Origin of the sequence: Rhodohalobacter halophilus (assembly GCF_001715195.1) — a bacterium.
GTDB classification, from domain to species: Bacteria; Bacteroidota; Rhodothermia; order Balneolales; family Balneolaceae; genus Rhodohalobacter; species Rhodohalobacter halophilus.
On the sequence record NZ_MDWE01000001.1, the window covers coordinates 66,950 to 85,756 of the forward strand.

The 18,807-nt window shown below is 46.6% G+C and carries 13 protein-coding genes; 7 read left to right on the forward strand and 6 right to left on the reverse strand.

Going from position 1 to position 18,807, the window contains the following annotated elements; all coding sequences use genetic code 11:
* The first annotated feature begins 94 nt into the window (after positions 1-94).
* On the forward strand, positions 95-1,357 hold the full coding sequence (hisS, locus tag BG260_RS00270; RefSeq protein WP_069129939.1) for a histidine--tRNA ligase: 1,263 nt from the start codon (positions 95-97) through the stop codon (positions 1,355-1,357).
* Positions 1,358-1,373: 16 nt separating this feature from the next.
* Here the strand turns inward: hisS and BG260_RS00275 are convergent, their stop codons facing one another.
* The 3 genes from BG260_RS00275 to BG260_RS00285 all read right to left on the reverse strand — a co-directional run bounded on the left by BG260_RS00275 (position 1,374) and on the right by BG260_RS00285 (position 8,203).
* Entirely contained in the window at positions 1,374-3,161 is a 1,788-nt protein-coding gene (locus BG260_RS00275; RefSeq protein ID WP_069129940.1) for a SulP family inorganic anion transporter, read from the reverse strand.
* 108 nt (positions 3,162-3,269) lie between these two features.
* Positions 3,270-5,426: a cation:proton antiporter domain-containing protein gene (locus BG260_RS00280; RefSeq protein ID WP_069129941.1), complete on the reverse strand. Its 2,157-nt coding sequence runs from the start codon at positions 5,424-5,426 to the stop codon at positions 3,270-3,272.
* Between the two features lie 152 nt (positions 5,427-5,578).
* Positions 5,579-8,203 carry a cation:proton antiporter domain-containing protein gene (locus BG260_RS00285; RefSeq protein ID WP_141691488.1) on the reverse strand — a complete coding sequence of 875 codons (2,625 nt, stop codon included), beginning with the start codon at positions 8,201-8,203 and terminating at the stop codon, positions 5,579-5,581.
* A 104-nt stretch (positions 8,204-8,307) separates the two neighbouring features.
* Between BG260_RS00285 and BG260_RS00290 the strand changes: the two genes are divergently transcribed.
* From BG260_RS00290 to BG260_RS00300, 4 genes are all read left to right on the forward strand, one after another.
* The gene (locus BG260_RS00290; protein WP_176719392.1) at positions 8,308-9,825 is read left to right on the forward strand and encodes a M28 family peptidase; all 1,518 of its coding nucleotides are present in this window, start codon (positions 8,308-8,310) and stop codon (positions 9,823-9,825) included.
* A gap of 135 nt (positions 9,826-9,960) precedes the next feature.
* A complete protein-coding gene (gene lysA, locus BG260_RS00295; RefSeq protein WP_069129944.1) occupies positions 9,961-11,109 on the forward strand; it encodes a diaminopimelate decarboxylase in 1,149 nt (382 codons plus the stop codon).
* A gap of 467 nt (positions 11,110-11,576) precedes the next feature.
* Complete coding sequence (locus tag BG260_RS14095; protein WP_176719393.1) at positions 11,577-11,717, forward strand: hypothetical protein; 141 nt, start codon at positions 11,577-11,579, stop codon at positions 11,715-11,717.
* 96 nt (positions 11,718-11,813) lie between these two features.
* On the forward strand, positions 11,814-12,200 hold the full coding sequence (locus tag BG260_RS00300) for a lipase chaperone (RefSeq protein WP_069129945.1): 387 nt from the start codon (positions 11,814-11,816) through the stop codon (positions 12,198-12,200).
* 22 nt (positions 12,201-12,222) lie between these two features.
* Here the strand turns inward: BG260_RS00300 and BG260_RS00305 are convergent, their stop codons facing one another.
* Positions 12,223-12,873 carry an STING domain-containing protein gene (locus BG260_RS00305; protein ID WP_069129946.1) on the reverse strand — a complete coding sequence of 217 codons (651 nt, stop codon included), beginning with the start codon at positions 12,871-12,873 and terminating at the stop codon, positions 12,223-12,225.
* A complete protein-coding gene (locus BG260_RS00310; protein WP_069129947.1) occupies positions 12,870-13,364 on the reverse strand; it encodes a YybH family protein in 495 nt (164 codons plus the stop codon). Before BG260_RS00310 ends, BG260_RS00305 begins: the two co-directional genes overlap by 4 nt.
* A gap of 385 nt (positions 13,365-13,749) precedes the next feature.
* Here BG260_RS00310 and BG260_RS00315 point away from each other — a divergent pair, with 385 nt between their 5' ends.
* Both BG260_RS00315 and BG260_RS00320 read left to right on the forward strand, forming a co-directional pair.
* Positions 13,750-15,975, forward strand: a complete 2,226-nt coding sequence (locus BG260_RS00315; RefSeq protein ID WP_069129948.1) for a DUF5916 domain-containing protein — start codon at positions 13,750-13,752, stop codon at positions 15,973-15,975.
* 150 nt (positions 15,976-16,125) lie between these two features.
* Entirely contained in the window at positions 16,126-16,923 is a 798-nt protein-coding gene (locus tag BG260_RS00320) for a dienelactone hydrolase family protein (protein WP_069129949.1), read from the forward strand.
* Between the two features lie 64 nt (positions 16,924-16,987).
* On the opposite strand, the gene BG260_RS00325 is transcribed toward BG260_RS00320, so the two are convergent.
* On the reverse strand, positions 16,988-18,772 hold the full coding sequence (locus tag BG260_RS00325) for a M61 family metallopeptidase (RefSeq protein WP_069129950.1): 1,785 nt from the start codon (positions 18,770-18,772) through the stop codon (positions 16,988-16,990).
* Positions 18,773-18,807: the final 35 nt, after the last annotated feature.

Here is an 18,807-nt window from a genome sequence, read left to right on the forward strand (position 1 = left end):
CTCTTCCAATCTTCGAAAGGAATCTTACTATCTTTGCAAAATCAACCTTATCTTTGAGCCGAATTAACACAAACTCTGTAATCGCGACTGAAGAATGGCGCAACCCAAATACACCACACACCTCGGAATGGTAGATATTCTGCCTGATGAAGTACGAAAATGGCAATATCTCGAAAACCTGATCCGGGAAGAGGCCGAGAAGTTTAACCTCGAAGAGATCCGTACGCCTATTATGGAGCAGACCGAACTGATTGTCCGCGGCTTGGGTCAACTTACCGATATCGTCTCCAAAGAGATCTTCTCTTTCAGCCGCGGTGAAGACAATTACGTGCTTCGCCCGGAACTTACGGCACCTGTGGTTCGATCCTACGTCGAGAATCACCTCGATCAGCGCGGCGGTTCGCAAAAGCTCTACTACATCGGGCCGATGTTCCGTGCCGAGCGACCGCAGAAGGGACGTCAGCGCCAGTTCCACCAGTTTGGTATGGAGGTAATCGGCAGCAGCGATCCCGTGGCCGACGTGGAAGTGATCGCCTTCATGATTCACATCTATAAGAAAGTGGGAATCACCAATACAACGTTGAAGCTCAACTCGATCGGAGATCCCGAGAGCCGCGAAAAGTATAAAGAGGCGTTAAAAGCACACCTCAAACCAAACTTTGACAAACTGAGTGAAGTATCCCAAAAACGATTTGAAAACAATCCCCTGCGAATTCTCGACTCCAAGGAAGAGGAAGATCAGCCATTCATCGAGAGTGCACCGGTTATTACAGAGTACCTGGGAGAGGACTCTCTGGCTCACTACAATAAAGTAAAAGAGTATCTGAATGATCTTGAGATCCCATTTGAAGAGGATCCCTACCTGGTGCGCGGCATGGATTACTATACCCAAACCGCTTTTGAGCTGATCAGTCCCGACCTAGGTGCACAGGATGCACTGGCCGGTGGAGGGCGGTACGACCTTCTGGTTGAAGAGATTGGCGGGCAGCCCACCCCGGCGGTCGGTTTCGCCGCGGGCATGGAACGCTTGATGATCGCATGTGAAGAGCTGGGTATTACGCTGGGAACAGAAAAAGAGGTGGACGTTTATGTGGTAACACTTGGCGATGAAGCCCGCAAATGGGGGATCAAACAGTTACCTGTTTTACGTGATAAAGGACTTTCAGCAACGATGGACTACATGGGGCGATCGATGAAAGCCCAGATGAAGGATGCCAATCGCGAAAATGCACGTTACACCCTGATTGTAGGAAGCAATGAACTTCAGGAAGGAAAATTTACGCTGCGCAATATGAGAGAGAGTGAAGAGGTTTCACTGACGTTGGAAGAGGTGATTCAAAAATTAACTCCCGGATAACAATCGAAAGGATTACTCAATCCGCATCATCCAGATAGTCGCGAAGGCGGTGGGGCGTTTCTGCTTCGTCGTCTCCGTTTTGCTCATACTCTCTTTCTTCCTCCTTGTCCCACTTCTCAAGAAGGTAGATAATCGCATCATGCGTGGTTTCATGAAAATGGGTGCCACCGATTTTCCGGGCCAGCCCTGACCGCATCAGCAATTTTTGAACCGGTGTTTTCAGTCCGGCAAAATGCAATTCAATATCCCAATCCTCAAGCGTCTCTTTCACAGATTGAAGCGTCTCAATAGCTGTGGTGTCAATGTCGTTAATACTCTTGGCATCAATCACTACCGCACGAATCTGTTTATTTTGTTCTCCACTCTGCTGGATAATAAAATCCTTGATATAATCAGCATTGCTGAACTCCATGGATGAATCAAATCGAAGCAGCAGCAGTTCGTCAATCGACTTCGCTTTTCGATTTCGTTCAATATCCCTAAAATTTCTCGAGCCCCGAATATGCCCCAAAACGGCTACATTTGGGCGGCTGGTTCTGTAGAGGACGGAAAGCAACGAAGCCCCGATTCCGAGCAAAATACCCTCCTGAATACCAATAATAAGTGTACAAGCAAAGGTGAAAATAGCAATATATGCCTCTGATGGCTTGGTTCTGAACAGGTAGCGCAACTCTTTCACATCAATGAGAGAAATAGTTGCAGCAATAATAACCGCTGCAAGAGCCGGCATCGGCACAAAATAGAATAACGGTGTTAGGAAAAGAAGTGTGAGACCAATAATAATGGCTGTCACCACATTGGAGAGAGGCGTTCGGGTTCCCGCCTCATCGCTCACAGCCGTTCTGGAAAAACTGCCCGACATTGGTGGGCTTTGGAAAAAACTTCCTACAAAATTGGCCATCCCCAGTGCAAAAAACTCCTTGTTAGCATCAATCGGGTATTTGTACTTGTTGCCAAATGTTTTACCCAGAGACATAATCGCCATCAACTGAATAAGAACCAGAGTAGTTACCGTTGGAACTAATCGCCTCACATCATCCAGTGTGAATTCATGAAGCTGAAAGGAGGGCAAACCGGATGGAATCACACCGATCACATCAACATGATAGCGCTCCAGATTAAAAAACCATACAGAAAACCCGCCGGCGGCAATCAGCAGAAGTGCTCTCGGGAAGAGCGGATTGATCTTCTGCAGCACAAATAAAAGGATGAGCCCCGATCCCCCGATGGCCAGTGCTACCGGGTTAATCATCTCAATCTGCTCAAAAAGCTGCATGGCAAGAACTCCCACATACTGTGTTCGTTCAAGTTCAACTCCAAACAGGTTACCCATTTGGCTGAATCCAATAATGATGGGTGCAGCAACCATGAATCCGTAGATCACCGGTTTGGAGAGCAGATTCACCAGGAAGCCCATTCTGAAAAGCGACATGGCGATGTGAACCAGGCCAACAAGCATGGTAAGAAGCAGCACCACCGTCACATATTTGTCCGTTCCGGGATCCGCCACCAGTGATGCACCGGAGGCTATAATGATCATATCGGTGGCTACAATCCCCAGAGCGAGATGCCGGGACGTACCAAAGAGTGGATAGATGAGAAGAGGAATAAGCGAACCGTAGAGACCGTAAATAGGTGACAAACCGGCGATAACTGCATACGCCATCGCCTGGGGGATCTCAATCACTCCAACAGTAATACCGGATTTCAGGTCACCGGCTAAATCCTCTTTTGAATAGTTCGGCAGCCAGTTCAGTATATTGAACCGGCCTTTGATCCATGCCAGGATTGCCGTCAGTTTCATCTCTATTCGCCCTATGTGATAATCAGCTTTTGTTCACAAATCAAAGTTAACTGAACAATTCCCAAGAGTCCACCATGGAATAAGGTTAAGCGGAAAAAGCAATTTCCCTTATGTGTTAAAAACAATAACCGGACAAGGAGCCATTCGAATGATGTTCTCTACACGAGGTCCAAGATAGAGCCGGTTGGTTCCCGGTCTGATATTGGTGCCCACCACAATGAGGTCGATGTGATTCTCTTCTGCAATGGCTCTAATTACCTCTTCCGGACTTTCCCCTTTCCGAACCATACTTTCTGTTTTTACACCAAATGCCTCACCCAGCTTCTTCAGCTCCCCAACCGCATCTTCCGCAAACTGCTCACGGCTCTGTTCAATATCAGATTTCACATTCTGAACAGGACGGAGTTCATCCATCATTACGTTCAGGGCAAGAACCTCTTTATTTGAATCTGACTTAGCCACATAAAATGCCAATTCTGCGGCATTTCGGGAAGCTGAGCTGCCGTTCGTGGGAACCATGATTCTCTGAGGCGTCCAGTTCTCCGGAACACTGCCCGCTTTTACAATCAGCGTTGGGCATGGAGCAAATCGAGTAATAAAATCTACAATCGGGCTGAAGAGATGAGCTTTTACATCCACATCTTCTGTGGCACCCAGTACAACCAGGTCGTAATCTTTTTTCGCCTCATCCAGAATTGCATCACCCGGTTTATCCGAAACCACAACTTTAGTCACAACCTCGTGCAGATTGAAATATTGAGCCAGGTTATTCAGATACGTTTCACACGATGCCCGGTCATCTTTCGTGACCGTCATAATTGTGAGCGAAATTTGAGAGTCTTCACCAATCAAATCCAGAATCTGAGCCTCGGTTGACTGAATATTCTTCTTATTGACATCAGCCTCTTTACGGGTTCGAACCGGCAGCAGCACACGATGGATATCGGCAACCAGACTCTCCGCCTCCAGCTCCTCTTTCTTCAGTCGCTTCTCCTCCTCTTCACCGATGGTGACCCGCTTTAATACCCAGCGCAGTGCAAAAGGTGCCATCAGAGATGTGGCAATCGCCATCACAACAATGATGGAAAACATATCCTGCGAAAGTATACCCAGCCGCAAACCAATGGTTGCGATAATGATCTCCATCGCACCGCGGGCGTTCAGTCCGGCTCCAAAACTGAGGGAGGTCCAGTGATCTTTTCCGCCGATAACCCTTGCCCCTGTGTAAGTTCCAATCACCTTACCGAGCGTGGCGATGGCAATCACAATCAGAGTAATAACGAGCAACGTTGGGTCAAACAGGTTCAGCATGTTCACCTTAAGACCGGCAACGGCAAAAAAGATAGGTGCAAATATTCCCAGCGCTATACTCTCCAACTTGTTCACAACCTCTTCGGGCAGACGCGGCATCATTCCAAAAAGAATACCCATCACAAAAGCACCCAGGATAGCCTCAAGATTCAGCAGTTGTGTTATGGCACCCCAGAAAAAGGCGAGAATAATAACAAGGGAAAGAATCCGGTCGGTACTGATCACCTCATCCTGAACATAAACCAGCAATTTACGCACCATCCACCGGCCCAGGGTGAAACTGATAATCAAAAATGCCAGCACGCTTCCAACTGTTGTAAGAACGGTTCCGGTGGTAACAGCATCTCCGGCGGCAATACCGGCAACAATTGAGAGCAAAATCCACCCGATGGTATCATCGCTCATGCCTGCTGCGAGAATAGTCTGGCCAATATCGCGGCGCATCAGGTTCATGTCCATCAGCACCTTAGCAATAACCGGAATGGCTGAAATTGCCATGGCCGTTGCTACAAACAGAGAAAATACCAGCCGTTCGTCAGAATCCGCAAGTAGAAAGTCTGGCAGATGCTGACCAAGAAAAAAACCGGTGATGAACGTGACCGAAATACCGCCAAAAGAGACACTGATTGCCGTTTTGGCGTGTCGCTTAATGAGCTGGATATCGGTTTCGAGTCCGGTTATCAACAGTAAAAACATGGCGCCCAGCAGGGAGATAACCTCCAGAAGATAACCACTGACTTCCGTTTGAGGGATGATGAGTTCACCAAATGCAGGAAAAATACCCGCCAAAAGTGAGGGGCCTAAAATGATACCGGCCAGGATTTCACCAATAACCGATGGCTGACCGAGTCGTGTGGCCACTTCGCCAAATGCTCGGGCAGCTAAAAGAAGAACACCAACCTGAAAAACGAGAAGAAAAACATCATGATGTGGAGCAGCGGAAAATACGTCCATAGAATAAACCGAATCCGGTTAAAAAGTTTAACAGTTTGACGGCAAAAATAGTTATTGTTTAGATGAAACTAAAAATTATCGAAAATAACCGCCGTCATTCCTTAAATTTTGAATGTTCTTGTAGAGCCTGAACACTCATAGAGCAGATATTTTTACACTTCCGTTTCCATAACGGCCCGATAAACCTCGGCAGCTGTTTTTGCAGCCCGTACTGCCTTTAGGTTCTTACCCGGTTTGATGAGTTGAGCAACTTCGTTTACTCCCTCCAGGTGTTTTTCCGGTGAGCAGGATTTAGGACTGAGCAATATCAAAATAACATGTGCGGGGTGTGCAACCTGTTTTAGATTCAACCCCTTGTCGCTTACCCCTACAAACAGAAGCTGTTCATCCACTTTAGAGGTATGAGCTTCATAGAGCAGCACACCTGGCATTACCTCAGGGGTGTAATCAGCCGAATTTTTGAGCAGCCGTTTGGTTATTCGGCTCAAATCAATATGATCAAATGCGGGATCTTTATGGATGATCTGCTCCAGTACTTGGTCCGTTTCAGCCTCTTCAAGCCCTATCTTTATCCGTTTTTGTTGCAATAGCTGCAGATTCTCCCTCTCGGGTGAGCTTCCTCCTGCCCGCTCCCGGCCCTGAGCCGGATAGATGGTAATAAAGCTCAACTGTGGATAGCGCTGAGCTATCACCCTGGGTAAACGATCCAGCCCCGGCCGCCAGGAAACGGATCCGTCACGGGCGCTGAGTAAAACAAACAGGTCCTCTTCATCTTTAAAATCATCGTACCACGCCGGCAGATCCCCCCACTTCTCGATGACTTCAAACGTTACATCGGGCTCCGGCTGAATATTATCCACCCTAGGTTTCACATAGTTCTGACGTGCGGTTGTGGTTACAATCACCAGTTCATCTCCAATCTGATCTGCCATCAATTTAAGCGATCTTACTGCTTCGGTGAATCCCGGTTCAAACTCAGCAAACGGAGGCATTGCAACTACAATTCTCTTTGATGTGTTCACGGGGCGCTCAATTTTACTCACCATAATCATGGTTTGAACCTCCTCCAGAAGCTGATCCAGAATACTTCCAAAAATCTTCTGTTTGGCTGATATCTGTCCGTTCCAGCCAATAATGATGTTTGAAATCCGCATCTCACTAACCGCACGGGCAATTCCCTTGGCAATATTGAAATCAACGCGTGTAACAGGGTTGACCGGCACATTCGCCGCGGCTGCGTGAATCACGGCGTGGCTCAGCATCTTTTCTCCCCTGGCAACCTGCTCTTCGGCATCCCGGCCATCACGGGCTACTGTTAGCGGATAGAGTGGCTGATCCAGTTTCTGATCACGTACCATAAACGCAATATCCATCAATGCATCTGAAGTTTCAGGATTGGCCAGCGGAACCAGAATACGCTGCGGTGCTTCCGACGGTTTATACGGCTTCTTATCCTCCTGAGTAGCCACTTCACGTCCATACTTCTCAACCAGCCATGGGCCGACCAGGCAAGTCATCAAAATCATGATCACCACTGCATTTACCGCCGTGGAGTCAAAAAATCCCAGATCAAAGCCAATTAGGGTCACGGCAAGCGTGGCTGCAGATTGAGGAGTCGTGAGTCCATAAATGACAAACCCCTCCTCTTTAGTAAACTTAAACAGCGAGGTGATACCGAATGACGCAAGTCCCTTTCCTATAAAAACGAGCAGCGTAAAAATGATCGCCTTGAACCATACATCCAGACTTCCCAGAACCGAAACATCCACCAGCATACCTACGCTTATCAGAAAAAACGGAATAAAAAGTGCATTTCCCACAAATTGAACCCGGCTCATAAGCGTACCGCTGCCGGGTACCAACCGGTTTAAAAGGAGTCCGGCTAAAAAAGCACCAATAATTGGGGCGAGACCTGCAAGTTCGGCAAAGAAAGCTGTTGTAAACAGTATCGCCACCAAAAAGATGTAATCCATATTGCCTTGCGATTTTACATTTCGAAAAAACCAGCGTCCGAGCCGCGGCAGCAATATGACGGAAACGGCCACAAATGCGATAACAGAGGCGGCAAATCCGGTCCAATATCCGGCACCGCTATTATCCCCTGCGGTTCCGGCAACGATTGCGAGCACGCCCAAAGAGAGGGTGTCAGTCACAAGCGTTCCACCCATCGACATGGTGACTCCCATATTTTTGGTAATCCCCAATCGCTCAGCAATTGGGTAGGCAAGCAGAGTATGCGAACCAACAATTGAACCGAGAAGCAGTGAGGTTGCAACGGAGTAGTTAAGCAGGTACACACCTGCTGCTAATGCAGCCATCTGAGGCAATAGAAAAGAGACCAAACCAAAACCGATACTCTTATTCCGAAGTTTTTCAAACTGAATCAAATCCAGCGAAAGGCCGGCCATAAACATCAGATAGAGCAGTCCGACGGTTCCAAGAAGCTCAATGGTAAAATCCCGTTCAATCAAACCGAGGAGCCCGGGTCCTACAACGGTTCCGGCCAGAATCAACCCTACGATTGATGGCAATTTCACCTTTTTGGCCAGCATGGGTGCCAGCAGAATGATGAGCATCACCAGGGCAAAGATGATAACCGGATCCTCAAACGGCAATTGATATGAAAAAATTTGGTCCATGCGAATAACAGCAGTTACTTCAGGGTTGAAAGCAGGCAGGATACCGCTTTGATATGAAAAAAACATTAAAACGGATGTCAAATCTTTCAATCCGCATTTGTTTGTTACTTTGAATTCTTTATCCTCTGCTCTGAACATAATAGCCCAGAGCCGGTTATTTTGAAGTTCAAAACTTTTTGTTTGCAGTACCGTATTAAGGTCAACCGTTCTGACATACTTAAATATCAATGAAATTAAATCTCATGAAACGAATACTTCTCGGACTTTTCGTCGTCCTTGCATTCACGTCGATAGACGTTCAAGCACAAAACCCTTCCGCCCAGGATATCGAACAGTCTATTCTGAAAAGCGATGTTGAATTTGACATCTACTTCCTCGCTTCAGATGAATTTCTCGGCCGCGATACCGGTACCCAGGAGTTGAAAATTGCCTCTCGCTACATCGCCACAAGATTTCAACAATATGGCATGAAAGCAGCCCCCGGGCTTGACGGATACTATCAACATGTACCATTCCGAATGAACCGGGCGCCGGAATCGATACAGATGTCTGTGTTAGACTCCACATTTACCCTGAACCGACACTTGGTTGCAATGAGTCCATACCGGGGAGATACTGAAGCAGACGTGGTTGTTCTGGAGTACGGATCGCAGGATGAGATTTCCAACCACGAGCTGAATGGTAAGATTGTGATTGCCAAAGCCGGATTGCAGGGAGATGAAAACCCTCAACAGCTATTTCAAATTTCTGCGGTTAAACGAGCTCAGGTTGCAGAGGCAGGCGGTACCGGTTTGATCGAGATCTATCAAAATCAGCAGCTACCATGGCAAACCCTCGCCGGGTTCATGAATCGTGATCAATTGTCCCTGGATACTGATAGTGGTTCAACCAATGAAGAAACCTCCCCTATACCACACCTCTGGATGAACGGCCTTGCGGGAGATATAGACATGTTTTTGAGCGGTATCCCAGGTGAAACGATCTCACTATCAGTTAAAGGAGAAGAAAGCCGAACATTTTACAGCCGGAATGTGGTTGGCATAATTGAGGGAAGCGACACGAACTTAAAGGATGAGTACATCCTGCTGTCGGCTCACTACGATCACACCGGAACGACGGGTGATCCGAGCCAGGAAAACTACATTAACAATGGGGCAAGGGATAATGCTGTAGGTACAGCCGGTATTCTGGCTGCTGCCAAGTATCTCTCCGAAAATCCACCAAGGCGATCTGTGATCGTTGCCGCCTGGACCGCAGAAGAGAAGGGATTACTGGGAAGTGGTTATTATGCGGAGAATCCGCCGATACCACTCCATCAAACCGTTTACAATTTAAATATTGACGGCGCCGGATATAATGATATCACCAAGGTAACTGTAATCGGTCTGGGCCGGACCGAAGCCGATGACGACCTGAAAGCATCTGCCGAGGCATTCGGCCTGGAGGCGATTCCCGATCCGGTTCCCGAGCAAAACCTGTTTAACCGATCGGATAATGTTCACTTTGCACGGGCCGGAATTCCGTCCCCAACCTACAGTATGGGGTTGACCGCATTTGATGATGAGATCAACAAGTATTACCATCGCCCGACCGATGAACCACACACAGTTGATTATGAGTACGTAACAGCTTACATCCGTTCATACGTAATGGCTGCAACCCTGATTGGAAATGCTGACAAGGCCCCATTCTGGCTTGCCGGTGATGAGTATGAACAGGCCGGTTTAGAGCTTTATAATTTCGAGACAGAAAACTACTGAGTTCCCATTTAATTAACTATCAACCTGCCGTTTCCAGGCTCTTTTTTCGGGAAACGGCAGTGAAGGGTCTGACTCACTGAAAAGTATTCATAGTATTTCGTATCATAAGCGCCCTTACTTAACCAACTCAATTTGATGTTCGACGCTGAAACCATAGAGATCTTCAAATCTCATAAAACTCCGTTCTACTACTACGACCTTGGCCTGCTCCGCCGTACACTGGATGAGATCAAAACACATGGACTCTCGAAGGGGTATCATGTGCACTTTGCCATCAAGGCTAATTTCAATCTGCCCATTCTTGAAGAGATTCGTAAAGCGGGACTCGGCATCGACTGCGTGAGTGGAAATGAGATCAAACGAGCCATAGAATCCGGCTTTACAGGGAAACAGCTCGCTTTTGCCGGCGTGGGGAAAACGGATGAGGAGATTCAGATTGGGCTCGACAACAACATTTTTTCCTTTAACTGCGAGTCGCTACAGGAGCTCGAAGTTCTGAACTCGTTAGCCGGGAAAAGCGATAAAACGGCAAACATCTCCATCAGGCTAAACCCGAATGTAGAGGCCAAAACCCACAAATATATCACCACCGGGCTGAATGAGAACAAGTTCGGCATTACGGCTGACAAACTCCCGAAATTGTTTGAGATGCTCCCCTCCCTGGAGAATATCAGCCTCACCGGAATCCACTTTCACATAGGATCACAAATCACCGATCTACAGCCATTCAAAGATCTTTGTGATCGCGTAAATGAGATGCAGGATCTGTTTGAGAAGAATGCAATCCGTCTTCACCATATCAACGTGGGCGGCGGTTACGGAATTGATTATGAGAATCCCGATGATAACCCCATTCCCGATTTTAAATCTTTTTTTGAAGTGTTTGACAGAAACCTTGAACTGCGAGAAAGCCAGCAGGTGCACTTTGAACTGGGCCGGAGCATTGTCGGCCAGTGTGGCAGCCTGATCTCCAAGGTACTTTTTATTAAAGAGGGGGTGACAACCAACTTTGCCGTGATCGATGCCGGTATGACCGAACTGATCCGCCCTGCACTCTACCAGGCAAACCACCGGGTAGATGTACTCACGTCAGATAAACCACACAAAACGTACGATGTAGTCGGGCCAATTTGTGAAACATCCGACACCTTTCAAAAAAAGGTTCAGCTGCCTGAATTGCAGCGTGGTGACCTGGTGGCCATCCGAAGTGCCGGAGCCTACGGAGAAGTGATGAGCAGCGGCTTCAATTTACGGGAACGTGTGAAGGCAGTATATTCAGAATAGAAACTTGGGTATAAACTACCTTACAAATCGGTCAACACATAAACAGCCTCTAATATCAGAAGTGCGCATAGACAAGAGAATTCTGACCCTATCTGTCTTTAATACTCTTTCTTTCTGAGGAATTACACCAAGTTCAAATAGAAGCCTCAGAACCGGTGCTCAGCCTGCACAAATTTCCCGACTGGTCAACCCCGTATGATCAAACCGCAGGGTAAAATTAAGGGGAAATGGGATAATAATATGCACACTCTATTGGAATCATTGGCACGAATAAAGTGAATAACTGATTGCTGAATCCAATATCCAGAACTGAGTGAATATTAAAATTTATACAGATCACTATTTTAAATTATACATTTTTATATACATTAAGCACCTCGGGCTTAATAAGTTAGCTTGATTAAAATTCGTGATAAACTTGCTGATCTATCAAGAATCAAACAACTGTCAACGAAAACGGAGGTGCCATGATATTCAATCACGTAATCTCTGCAGTACTTACCTTAGCTCTACTCCTCATTCTATCAATTCCTGCCCATAGCCAATCAACTCTTGAAGATCCTGCCGATCAGGCCGGATATGGGCTTACTCTTAAAGTCAATTTCTGACCAAATGATACGCGCTTGACCTAACCGGGATTTGCAAAACGTTCTACATCGTATTTTGCAAATCCCATTATTTATTCAACTCCTTAATTCACTCCCGTGGAAAATTACTCTAAGCTTCTGATTCCCATCGTTCTATTTTTACTATCATTCATCATGATCGGAATACCCTACTGGCTCATACCGATTCAAGAGGTTACTCTCCCAAATGCACTCTATAGTCCGGCACTGACTGCAGTAGCGGTTGCCACAGCTCTTCTGCACTATCTTACAGAAAATACATTCATCACAAGCGTAAACATCATGGCAATGGTTTTGCCCGCCGTGGTTATGAGCAGAGTCATTGCGGAGGGCATTATCGATCCCACGTCTCACAATCTCTGGCCAATTGAGCTGATCATCGCCATTTTAATGGGCTATGCTATTGCACTTCCCTCTACGGTTGTCGGTGTCGCTATTCGAAAGCTCTTCGATCGACCCGTCTAAACATCAAAACCTTGACTCTTTATCACACCTTCTCAACTTTTATGCGTCTCAAAACGTAATCCTGCCGGTTATCCTCCAAAAGATCTTCCAGCTGCTCCGCAAACCCTTCGTAATATTGCCGGATCTTTTTCGGTTTGGTTTGACCCAGACTTATTTTCACAAAACGGGGTAGTGAAAACAGTGTTCTTGGGAAATCTGCAATTTTTAATCGATCTCCTTCTACCTTCGCACGCGACCAAAACGGAGTCCCGTCTTTTGCGTTGATGATATCGATATTTTGATATCCTTTCTGATTATTTAGAACATCTGAAATCTGATCCAGGCTATCAGAGTTCATCGGCATGTAAACCGTTATCTCAATACTGTTTATATCAAAGTGCATAGATTTATGTTCATCCCGGAACCTCACCTCCGTTCTTTTACCAATGTTCCGTGCCATCGGCTCCAAAAAGTTGATAAAATATCCGGTTGCAAGAATTTCGGCCAGTGCTTTCTCTTTCTTACCCAGATTGTTATGAATAAAAAGAGCAATCAACCCAAAAAGAACGGCAATGCCAATAATGACCGGAATCCAGGGTCGCTCGAAATAGGGAAGCGTACCCATGATGGAAACAATAGACGGCATCAGTGATATTCCAAAGTCCATCACCGATAAGAACTCTTTCCATTTCATGGCTGTGATTCCTCTTCAGGCGGGTTGTTAAACAACATCGTCTGTATCCTCCAGCCGCCATCCGGATCTTTTTTCCAGTGAATTAGTGCCCGGGCATCATACGACCACTCTTCTCCTTCATTTGAAATCCATTCCGCCCGAAAGGTGGCGAACTCCACGGCTACATCTCCGTTAAAATAGATCGACTCCGTTCTGTGCCTGTAGTCGACGGGCTGATGGTTATCAAACAAAAATTGATAAAACTCCCTGATTTCTTCCCGGCCGCTATTTGTCTTGTAATTATTTGGAATGTTGAGAGCATCAGCCTGATAGATCGATACTGAGGCTTCAGCATCACTCGCTTTCCAGTTTTGAGTAAACTGATTCCATAACTCCCTTAATTCCCCTTCCGGGTTTTCCGGGGCAGCACTCCCCGCCGATTGATTTGTGCATGATGTAAGTGCAGCGAAACCGAATACACTTACTGTAAAAAGAGTTGAAAGTACTTTCATAGCTATCGCTTTTTGAGTGATGGTTTGAGAGCAATAGCGCTGGAAAGGTGATATAAAAGCTTGTCGTATGATCAACTTAACTAAATTTCCGACAACCTTTGTCTTAGCTAATTAACCCAATTCATAGGTTTATTTCAATATCTGCACTCATCCATTTTATGGTTAACACAAACTAAATTTTTTACGTATTGCCTTCATCCGTTTTCCTATATTCTCTCATTGGTCTGAAATCTTTACATAATCGGCAAAACGTATCATACAGATCCAAGCGATACATCTGCTGAATAATCCATCTGCTTGATTCCCCGAATAAGAGTAGGAAACATCAGTATGACATACCCGGTTTTACAAAATCTTTATTAAATCAAAATCTGAAATCTATCGGATGAAACTGTTATTTCTTTCTGCTGCTCTTTTTAGTCTGTCTATTCTGCCTGATCAACCCATACTTGCTCAAACTACCCAGCCGGTTCCCGCTCCCACAGACTTTGAGGTGCACGCTGTATTTACAGATACGCCCCCATTTATTGATGGTAATCTGGACGATCCGGTCTGGCAGGAGATCCCTCCCATCACCACATTTACGCAGGTGTGGCCTCGCGACGGTCAACCGGCTACTGAAGACACCGAGGTTCGTATCGCCTACGATCGCGACAACCTCTATTTCGCCTTTCGTTTTTATGATGAAAATCCTGACCTGATCCGTGCCAAAAACCTGGAGCGCGGCGGACGTAACAACAGAGACGACCATGCCTATATCGGGATAGACACCTACCTCGACGGACGCAACGCCTATCTGTTTGAAATGAACGCTCTCGGCACACAGGATGATGCCCTGGTAACGAATGAAGTTCTCAACTACGACAGTTTTTCATGGGATGCGGTATTCTTGAGTGAAACTGTGATTGATGATGAGGGTTGGACCCTGGAAGTTGCCATTCCGTTTCGCCAGCTTCGGTTTCCTGAAGGTGAAGAGCTGGAATTTGGGTTGATGGTGTCACGTATGATCAACCGCAAAAATGAGCGCGTTCTCTGGCCGGCGATTGGGATGGAGTATGGCGGAAGTTTTGGAGTGCTGGCAGCCGCTTCTCAATATGGTCGACTGAAAGGATTGAAGGGGATTAACAGAGGAAAAAATATTGAGATTAAACCGTACGTGATATCCGGTGCACAGGAAGTTCGCCCGAGCCTGCAGGAGGAAGCCACCGATATCGACTATACCTACGACTTTGGCGGTGACCTGAAATATAGTCTCTCCTCCAACATAACGCTCGATCTCACTGTAAATACCGATTTCGCCCAGGTTGAAGCTGATAACGTTCAGCTAAACCTGACTCGCTTCAACCTTTTTTTTCCGGAAAAACGGGAGTTCTTCCTGGAGCGAGCCGGGCTTTTTGAGCATGGAAATGTCCGTTCAACCCAAACCTTTTTCTCCAGAAATATCGGTCTGACCGATCAGATTCTGACCGGAGCAAGACTTACCGGCCAAACCGGACGCTACTCTATCGGCCTGATGAATATTGAAACCGGCGGTGGAATGCGCGATCTATTTGGAGTCAACTCAACAAACAATACAGTAGCTCGCTTGCAGGCAAATGTTTTTCCAAGGGCAACGGTTGGAACCATTTTCACCAACGTTGAGCGTCCGGACGGATTTAATCGCGCGCTCGGCCTCGACACTAAATACCGTTTCTGGAGCTCCAGCCAATTCGATGCCTGGTTCACCAACGTCTGGGATGAGAACAGTATGCTGAACGATGCTGCCGGAAATATCTCCCTTCAACTTGAGAATGATCTTTATGAAGGCGGAACATCATTTACGTCCGTCGGAGTTAACTATCGGCCGGAGCTTGGCTTTGTACGCCGGCGTGATTTTCGTCAGTACTCTGCAAATCTCGGATATAAACCCAACGTCGATTTCAACTTGATCCCCTCTATCCGAAAACTCTATTTCCGAACTTCTTTCGACTATTTTGAAGGGCAGGACGGCACACTTCAAACCACTGAATTTTCAGCTTCCATACGGTCTGAGTTTGGAAACCGTCAATCATTTGAAGTAGAGTATGACCGACAGTTTGAGCGACTCATCAATGATTTTGCCCTCCGTTCGGATGCTATTATTCCCGCCGGAGACTACACGTTTCACACTCTGTCAGCCAGTGGAAAAACCGATGAAGCCCGTAATGTATTTGGATCGTTCGATTTCTCAACAGGCCAGTTCTACGATGGCAATCGAACTGACTTTGGTGTCGATTTCGGATTTCGACAATCGAGACACTTTCATGTAGAGGGCGGTGTTGGCCATACGATCATTCGTCTGCCGTTCGAGAATGGAGATTTCGAAGCCACCACCATACGAACATCGATGTTGGGTGCCATCAGCCGAAAGCTGTTTGCCAGGGCTTTGGTTCAATACGACAATTTTTCCAGAAACCCGCAGACAAACCTTCGCATCAACTGGATACACCGGCCGGGGAGTGATCTGTTCCTCGTATTTAATATCAACTACCATATCACCGGAGACAATGAGGACCTCTTCGATCCTCGGAAAGATTTCATCCTGAACAGCCGTGCCGGAATTGTGAAATTAACATATTTGATCATGATTTGATCCATTGGCTTGATGGATAGTATAGTGGAATAAAGAGAGCCCAAACGGACTCGGCACACGAGCCGGGCGTTCAGAGCCGACTGTTACAAACTGAACGATTTCACCGGGTTGTGACTTTAAGTCATATAGTCCGCAATCAATTGAATACCTATGAAATTTCTGATCATTTCACTTTCCCTCCTATTTACAAGCCATGTCCTATCCGCTCAGGATTTTGCCCTTCAGCAGCTCGAAGATTCACTGCGTCACCATGAATGGGTCGAAGTTCAGGATGGTGACCGTACCATCCACAATTTCGTTGTCTACCCTGAAGTCTCTGAAAATGCAATGGCTGTAATCGTTCTTCACGAAAACCGCGGACTCACCGATTGGGTTCGCAGTTTTGCAGATCAACTTGCGGCTGACGGTTATATCGCCATCGCCCCGGATTTGCTGTCCGATTTTGATGAGAGCCACAAACGTACCCGAGATTTTGAATCGAGTGATGCCGCCCGCGATGCACTCTATCATCTCGACCCGGACCGGATCACCCGGGATCTGATGGCCGTGCAAAATTATGTTTCGGGTTTACCCGCCTCCACCGGGGAAGTGGCAGTAGCCGGGTTCTGTTGGGGCGGTTCACAAACTTTCCGTTATGCAACGAATGCAACCGGACTTTCCGCGGCTCTCGTATTCTACGGCAGTGCTCCCACCAATGAGGAAGCAATCAGCCGGATTTCCGTGCCCGTTTATGGTTTTTATGGAGGAAATGATCAGCGAATTAATTCCACGATCCCCGAAACTTCAGAGCTCATGCAGAAATACGATAAAACCTATATCTACAACATCTATGAAGGTGCCGGACACGGTTATATGAGAACAGGTGATGCCCCAGACGTCACACAAGCCAACAAAACAGCTCGAGACAGTTCCTGGGAGTGGATTCGGGAAATCCTTAGTGAGCTTTAGAAATGTATTTTAAAAATAGAGCCCAACTCAAACCATTGGGCTCTTCTGGCTTGATGAATTTTTATTACTTCAGCCAGGCACTTCTCTTTTCAGTTTGTGATTCCGATAGCCTCTCAATCAATCCGGTGCGAATGGATGGATCCTCTGCCAACTCTATATTAACTGAATATTCCTCTCCAAGTCGGTTGAATGTAACCTCAACTTGATCACCCGGACTCTTTGAGCTCAAAATTTCATCTATGCTGTTCACACTTGCCAGCGATACTCCGTCAATTGAAACAATTTCATCATTCCGGTTGATTCCTGCTTCATATATCGGGGAACCCACAATCGCATTGGTTCTCAGTTTACCCACGCCATTCTCGATCTGAACCGCTGTACCCAAAGTTGCCCGGCCGGGATTTGCCCTTTCGATATTCACGCCTACCGATTCCAACAGTGATCGATAATCAGGCAACTTGCTGTCGTAAACAGAGTGGGTAAAAAACTCATCAGCCATTTCCGTTCCGGCATACTCTTCCAGAGCATCACGTATATCGCGTACCGTGTACGGTATTTCATTCCGTCCATATTTATCCCAAATAAGTACCATGAAATCATCCAGGTTCAGATCTTCATTTCTCAGCATCAGATCGAGCCCCAGGCCAAGAATGCTCCCATAAGTGTAGTAGGAAATAAACGTGTTCTCGCGGTTGGTAGGATCCACCGAGCGGGCTGCATCCACAAATGGTGCCTGATAGCTCATTTCAATTGGATTAAAGTAATTTCTGCCGGGAGAATTGACTACAAAATTGATCCCGCCGGCAAGCCCCTCCACATATTCTTGTTCTGAAATAATACCGGCCCGTACCAGTGTCAGCCCAGTATAGTAGCTTGTGAATCCCTCCGCAAACCAGAGTTCACCACTCATGTTGGCCTCCTCAAAATCAAACGGCTCGAGCGAGGCGGGACGAATCCGCTCTACATTCCAGACATGGAAAAATTCGTGGGATATTGTGCTGATTCTAAAATCACCCAACGCCCGCTCCAATGGTTTGGAACCAGTAACAATGGTAGAGTTTCTGTGCTCCATTCCATCACCGCTTGCGTTCGGCATGTAGCAGTTCAAAAAGGTGTACTCACCGTAATCGAAAGCCGGCATTTCGCCAAAAACTTCTGTCTGGTGTTCAACAATGGCCATCACTTTCTCAAAATAGTCGTCAATCTCTTCTTCTGAAGCATGGGTGTGAAGCGCCATCCGAATGTTCTGTCCCCGGTACTCCCTTTCCCTAAGATGAAAATTTGCTATCTCAACGGGACTGTCGAGGAAATAGTCAAGATCCGGTGCGTAGTATCTATTACCCTCAATGTGTTTTAGCTGTGTTGCCACTTTCCAGTCCCAGTCTTCCCTTACATTAAAGGTGATTTCAATAGGACGATGCTCATAATTTCGGGCCCAGGCAAATGTTGCCGGAATGTTCAGGTGGGCATGAGTCTCATCAATTTGTGAATAGGTTCCATCGCCGCGATTGGCAAACAGAGTGTACTCAAACCGAACCGTTCCGCTGTGTCCGCTCACATTCCACTGGTGTGGATTGGGCCGGGTTATCGTTAGTTCATTTCCATCTTCATCATACGCTTTAACACTATACACATTCTTGGCAAATTCATGGAGTGCATATCGGCCGGGAGATGTCCGGCTCATACGAACTTCGAGATCTTTCTCTTCCAAATTCTCAAACAAAATTGAGATCTCCGCCTCGTGATGAACGGCGTTATCAAAGGAAATTTCATATTTGGTTGCAGTTTGTGAAAAACCGAGTGAGTAGATACAAAATGTGAGGATTGTTGTAAGTAGCAGTCGTTTCATAGCGAGTGACTTTTCTTTCTTATTCTGATCGTTAA

Bases quoted from the DNA above. Each gene is read 5' to 3' on its own strand.
- BG260_RS00315 (WP_069129948.1), top strand. From the start codon at position 13,750: ATGAAACTGTTATTTCTTTCTGCTGCTCTTTTTAGTCTGTCTATTCTG.
- hisS (WP_069129939.1), top strand. From the start codon at position 95: ATGGCGCAACCCAAATACACCACACACCTCGGAATGGTAGATATTCTG.
- BG260_RS00275 (WP_069129940.1), bottom strand. From the start codon at position 3,161: ATGAAACTGACGGCAATCCTGGCATGGATCAAAGGCCGGTTCAATATA.
- BG260_RS00305 (WP_069129946.1), bottom strand. From the start codon at position 12,873: ATGAAATGGAAAGAGTTCTTATCGGTGATGGACTTTGGAATATCACTG.
- BG260_RS00285 (WP_141691488.1), bottom strand. From the start codon at position 8,203: ATGTTCAGAGCAGAGGATAAAGAATTCAAAGTAACAAACAAATGCGGA.
- BG260_RS00320 (WP_069129949.1), top strand. From the start codon at position 16,126: ATGAAATTTCTGATCATTTCACTTTCCCTCCTATTTACAAGCCATGTC.
- lysA (WP_069129944.1), top strand. From the start codon at position 9,961: ATGTTCGACGCTGAAACCATAGAGATCTTCAAATCTCATAAAACTCCG.
- BG260_RS00290 (WP_176719392.1), top strand. From the start codon at position 8,308: ATGAAACGAATACTTCTCGGACTTTTCGTCGTCCTTGCATTCACGTCG.
- BG260_RS14095 (WP_176719393.1), top strand. From the start codon at position 11,577: ATGATATTCAATCACGTAATCTCTGCAGTACTTACCTTAGCTCTACTC.
- BG260_RS00280 (WP_069129941.1), bottom strand. From the start codon at position 5,426: ATGGACGTATTTTCCGCTGCTCCACATCATGATGTTTTTCTTCTCGTT.
- BG260_RS00310 (WP_069129947.1), bottom strand. From the start codon at position 13,364: ATGAAAGTACTTTCAACTCTTTTTACAGTAAGTGTATTCGGTTTCGCT.
- BG260_RS00325 (WP_069129950.1), bottom strand. From the start codon at position 18,772: ATGAAACGACTGCTACTTACAACAATCCTCACATTTTGTATCTACTCA.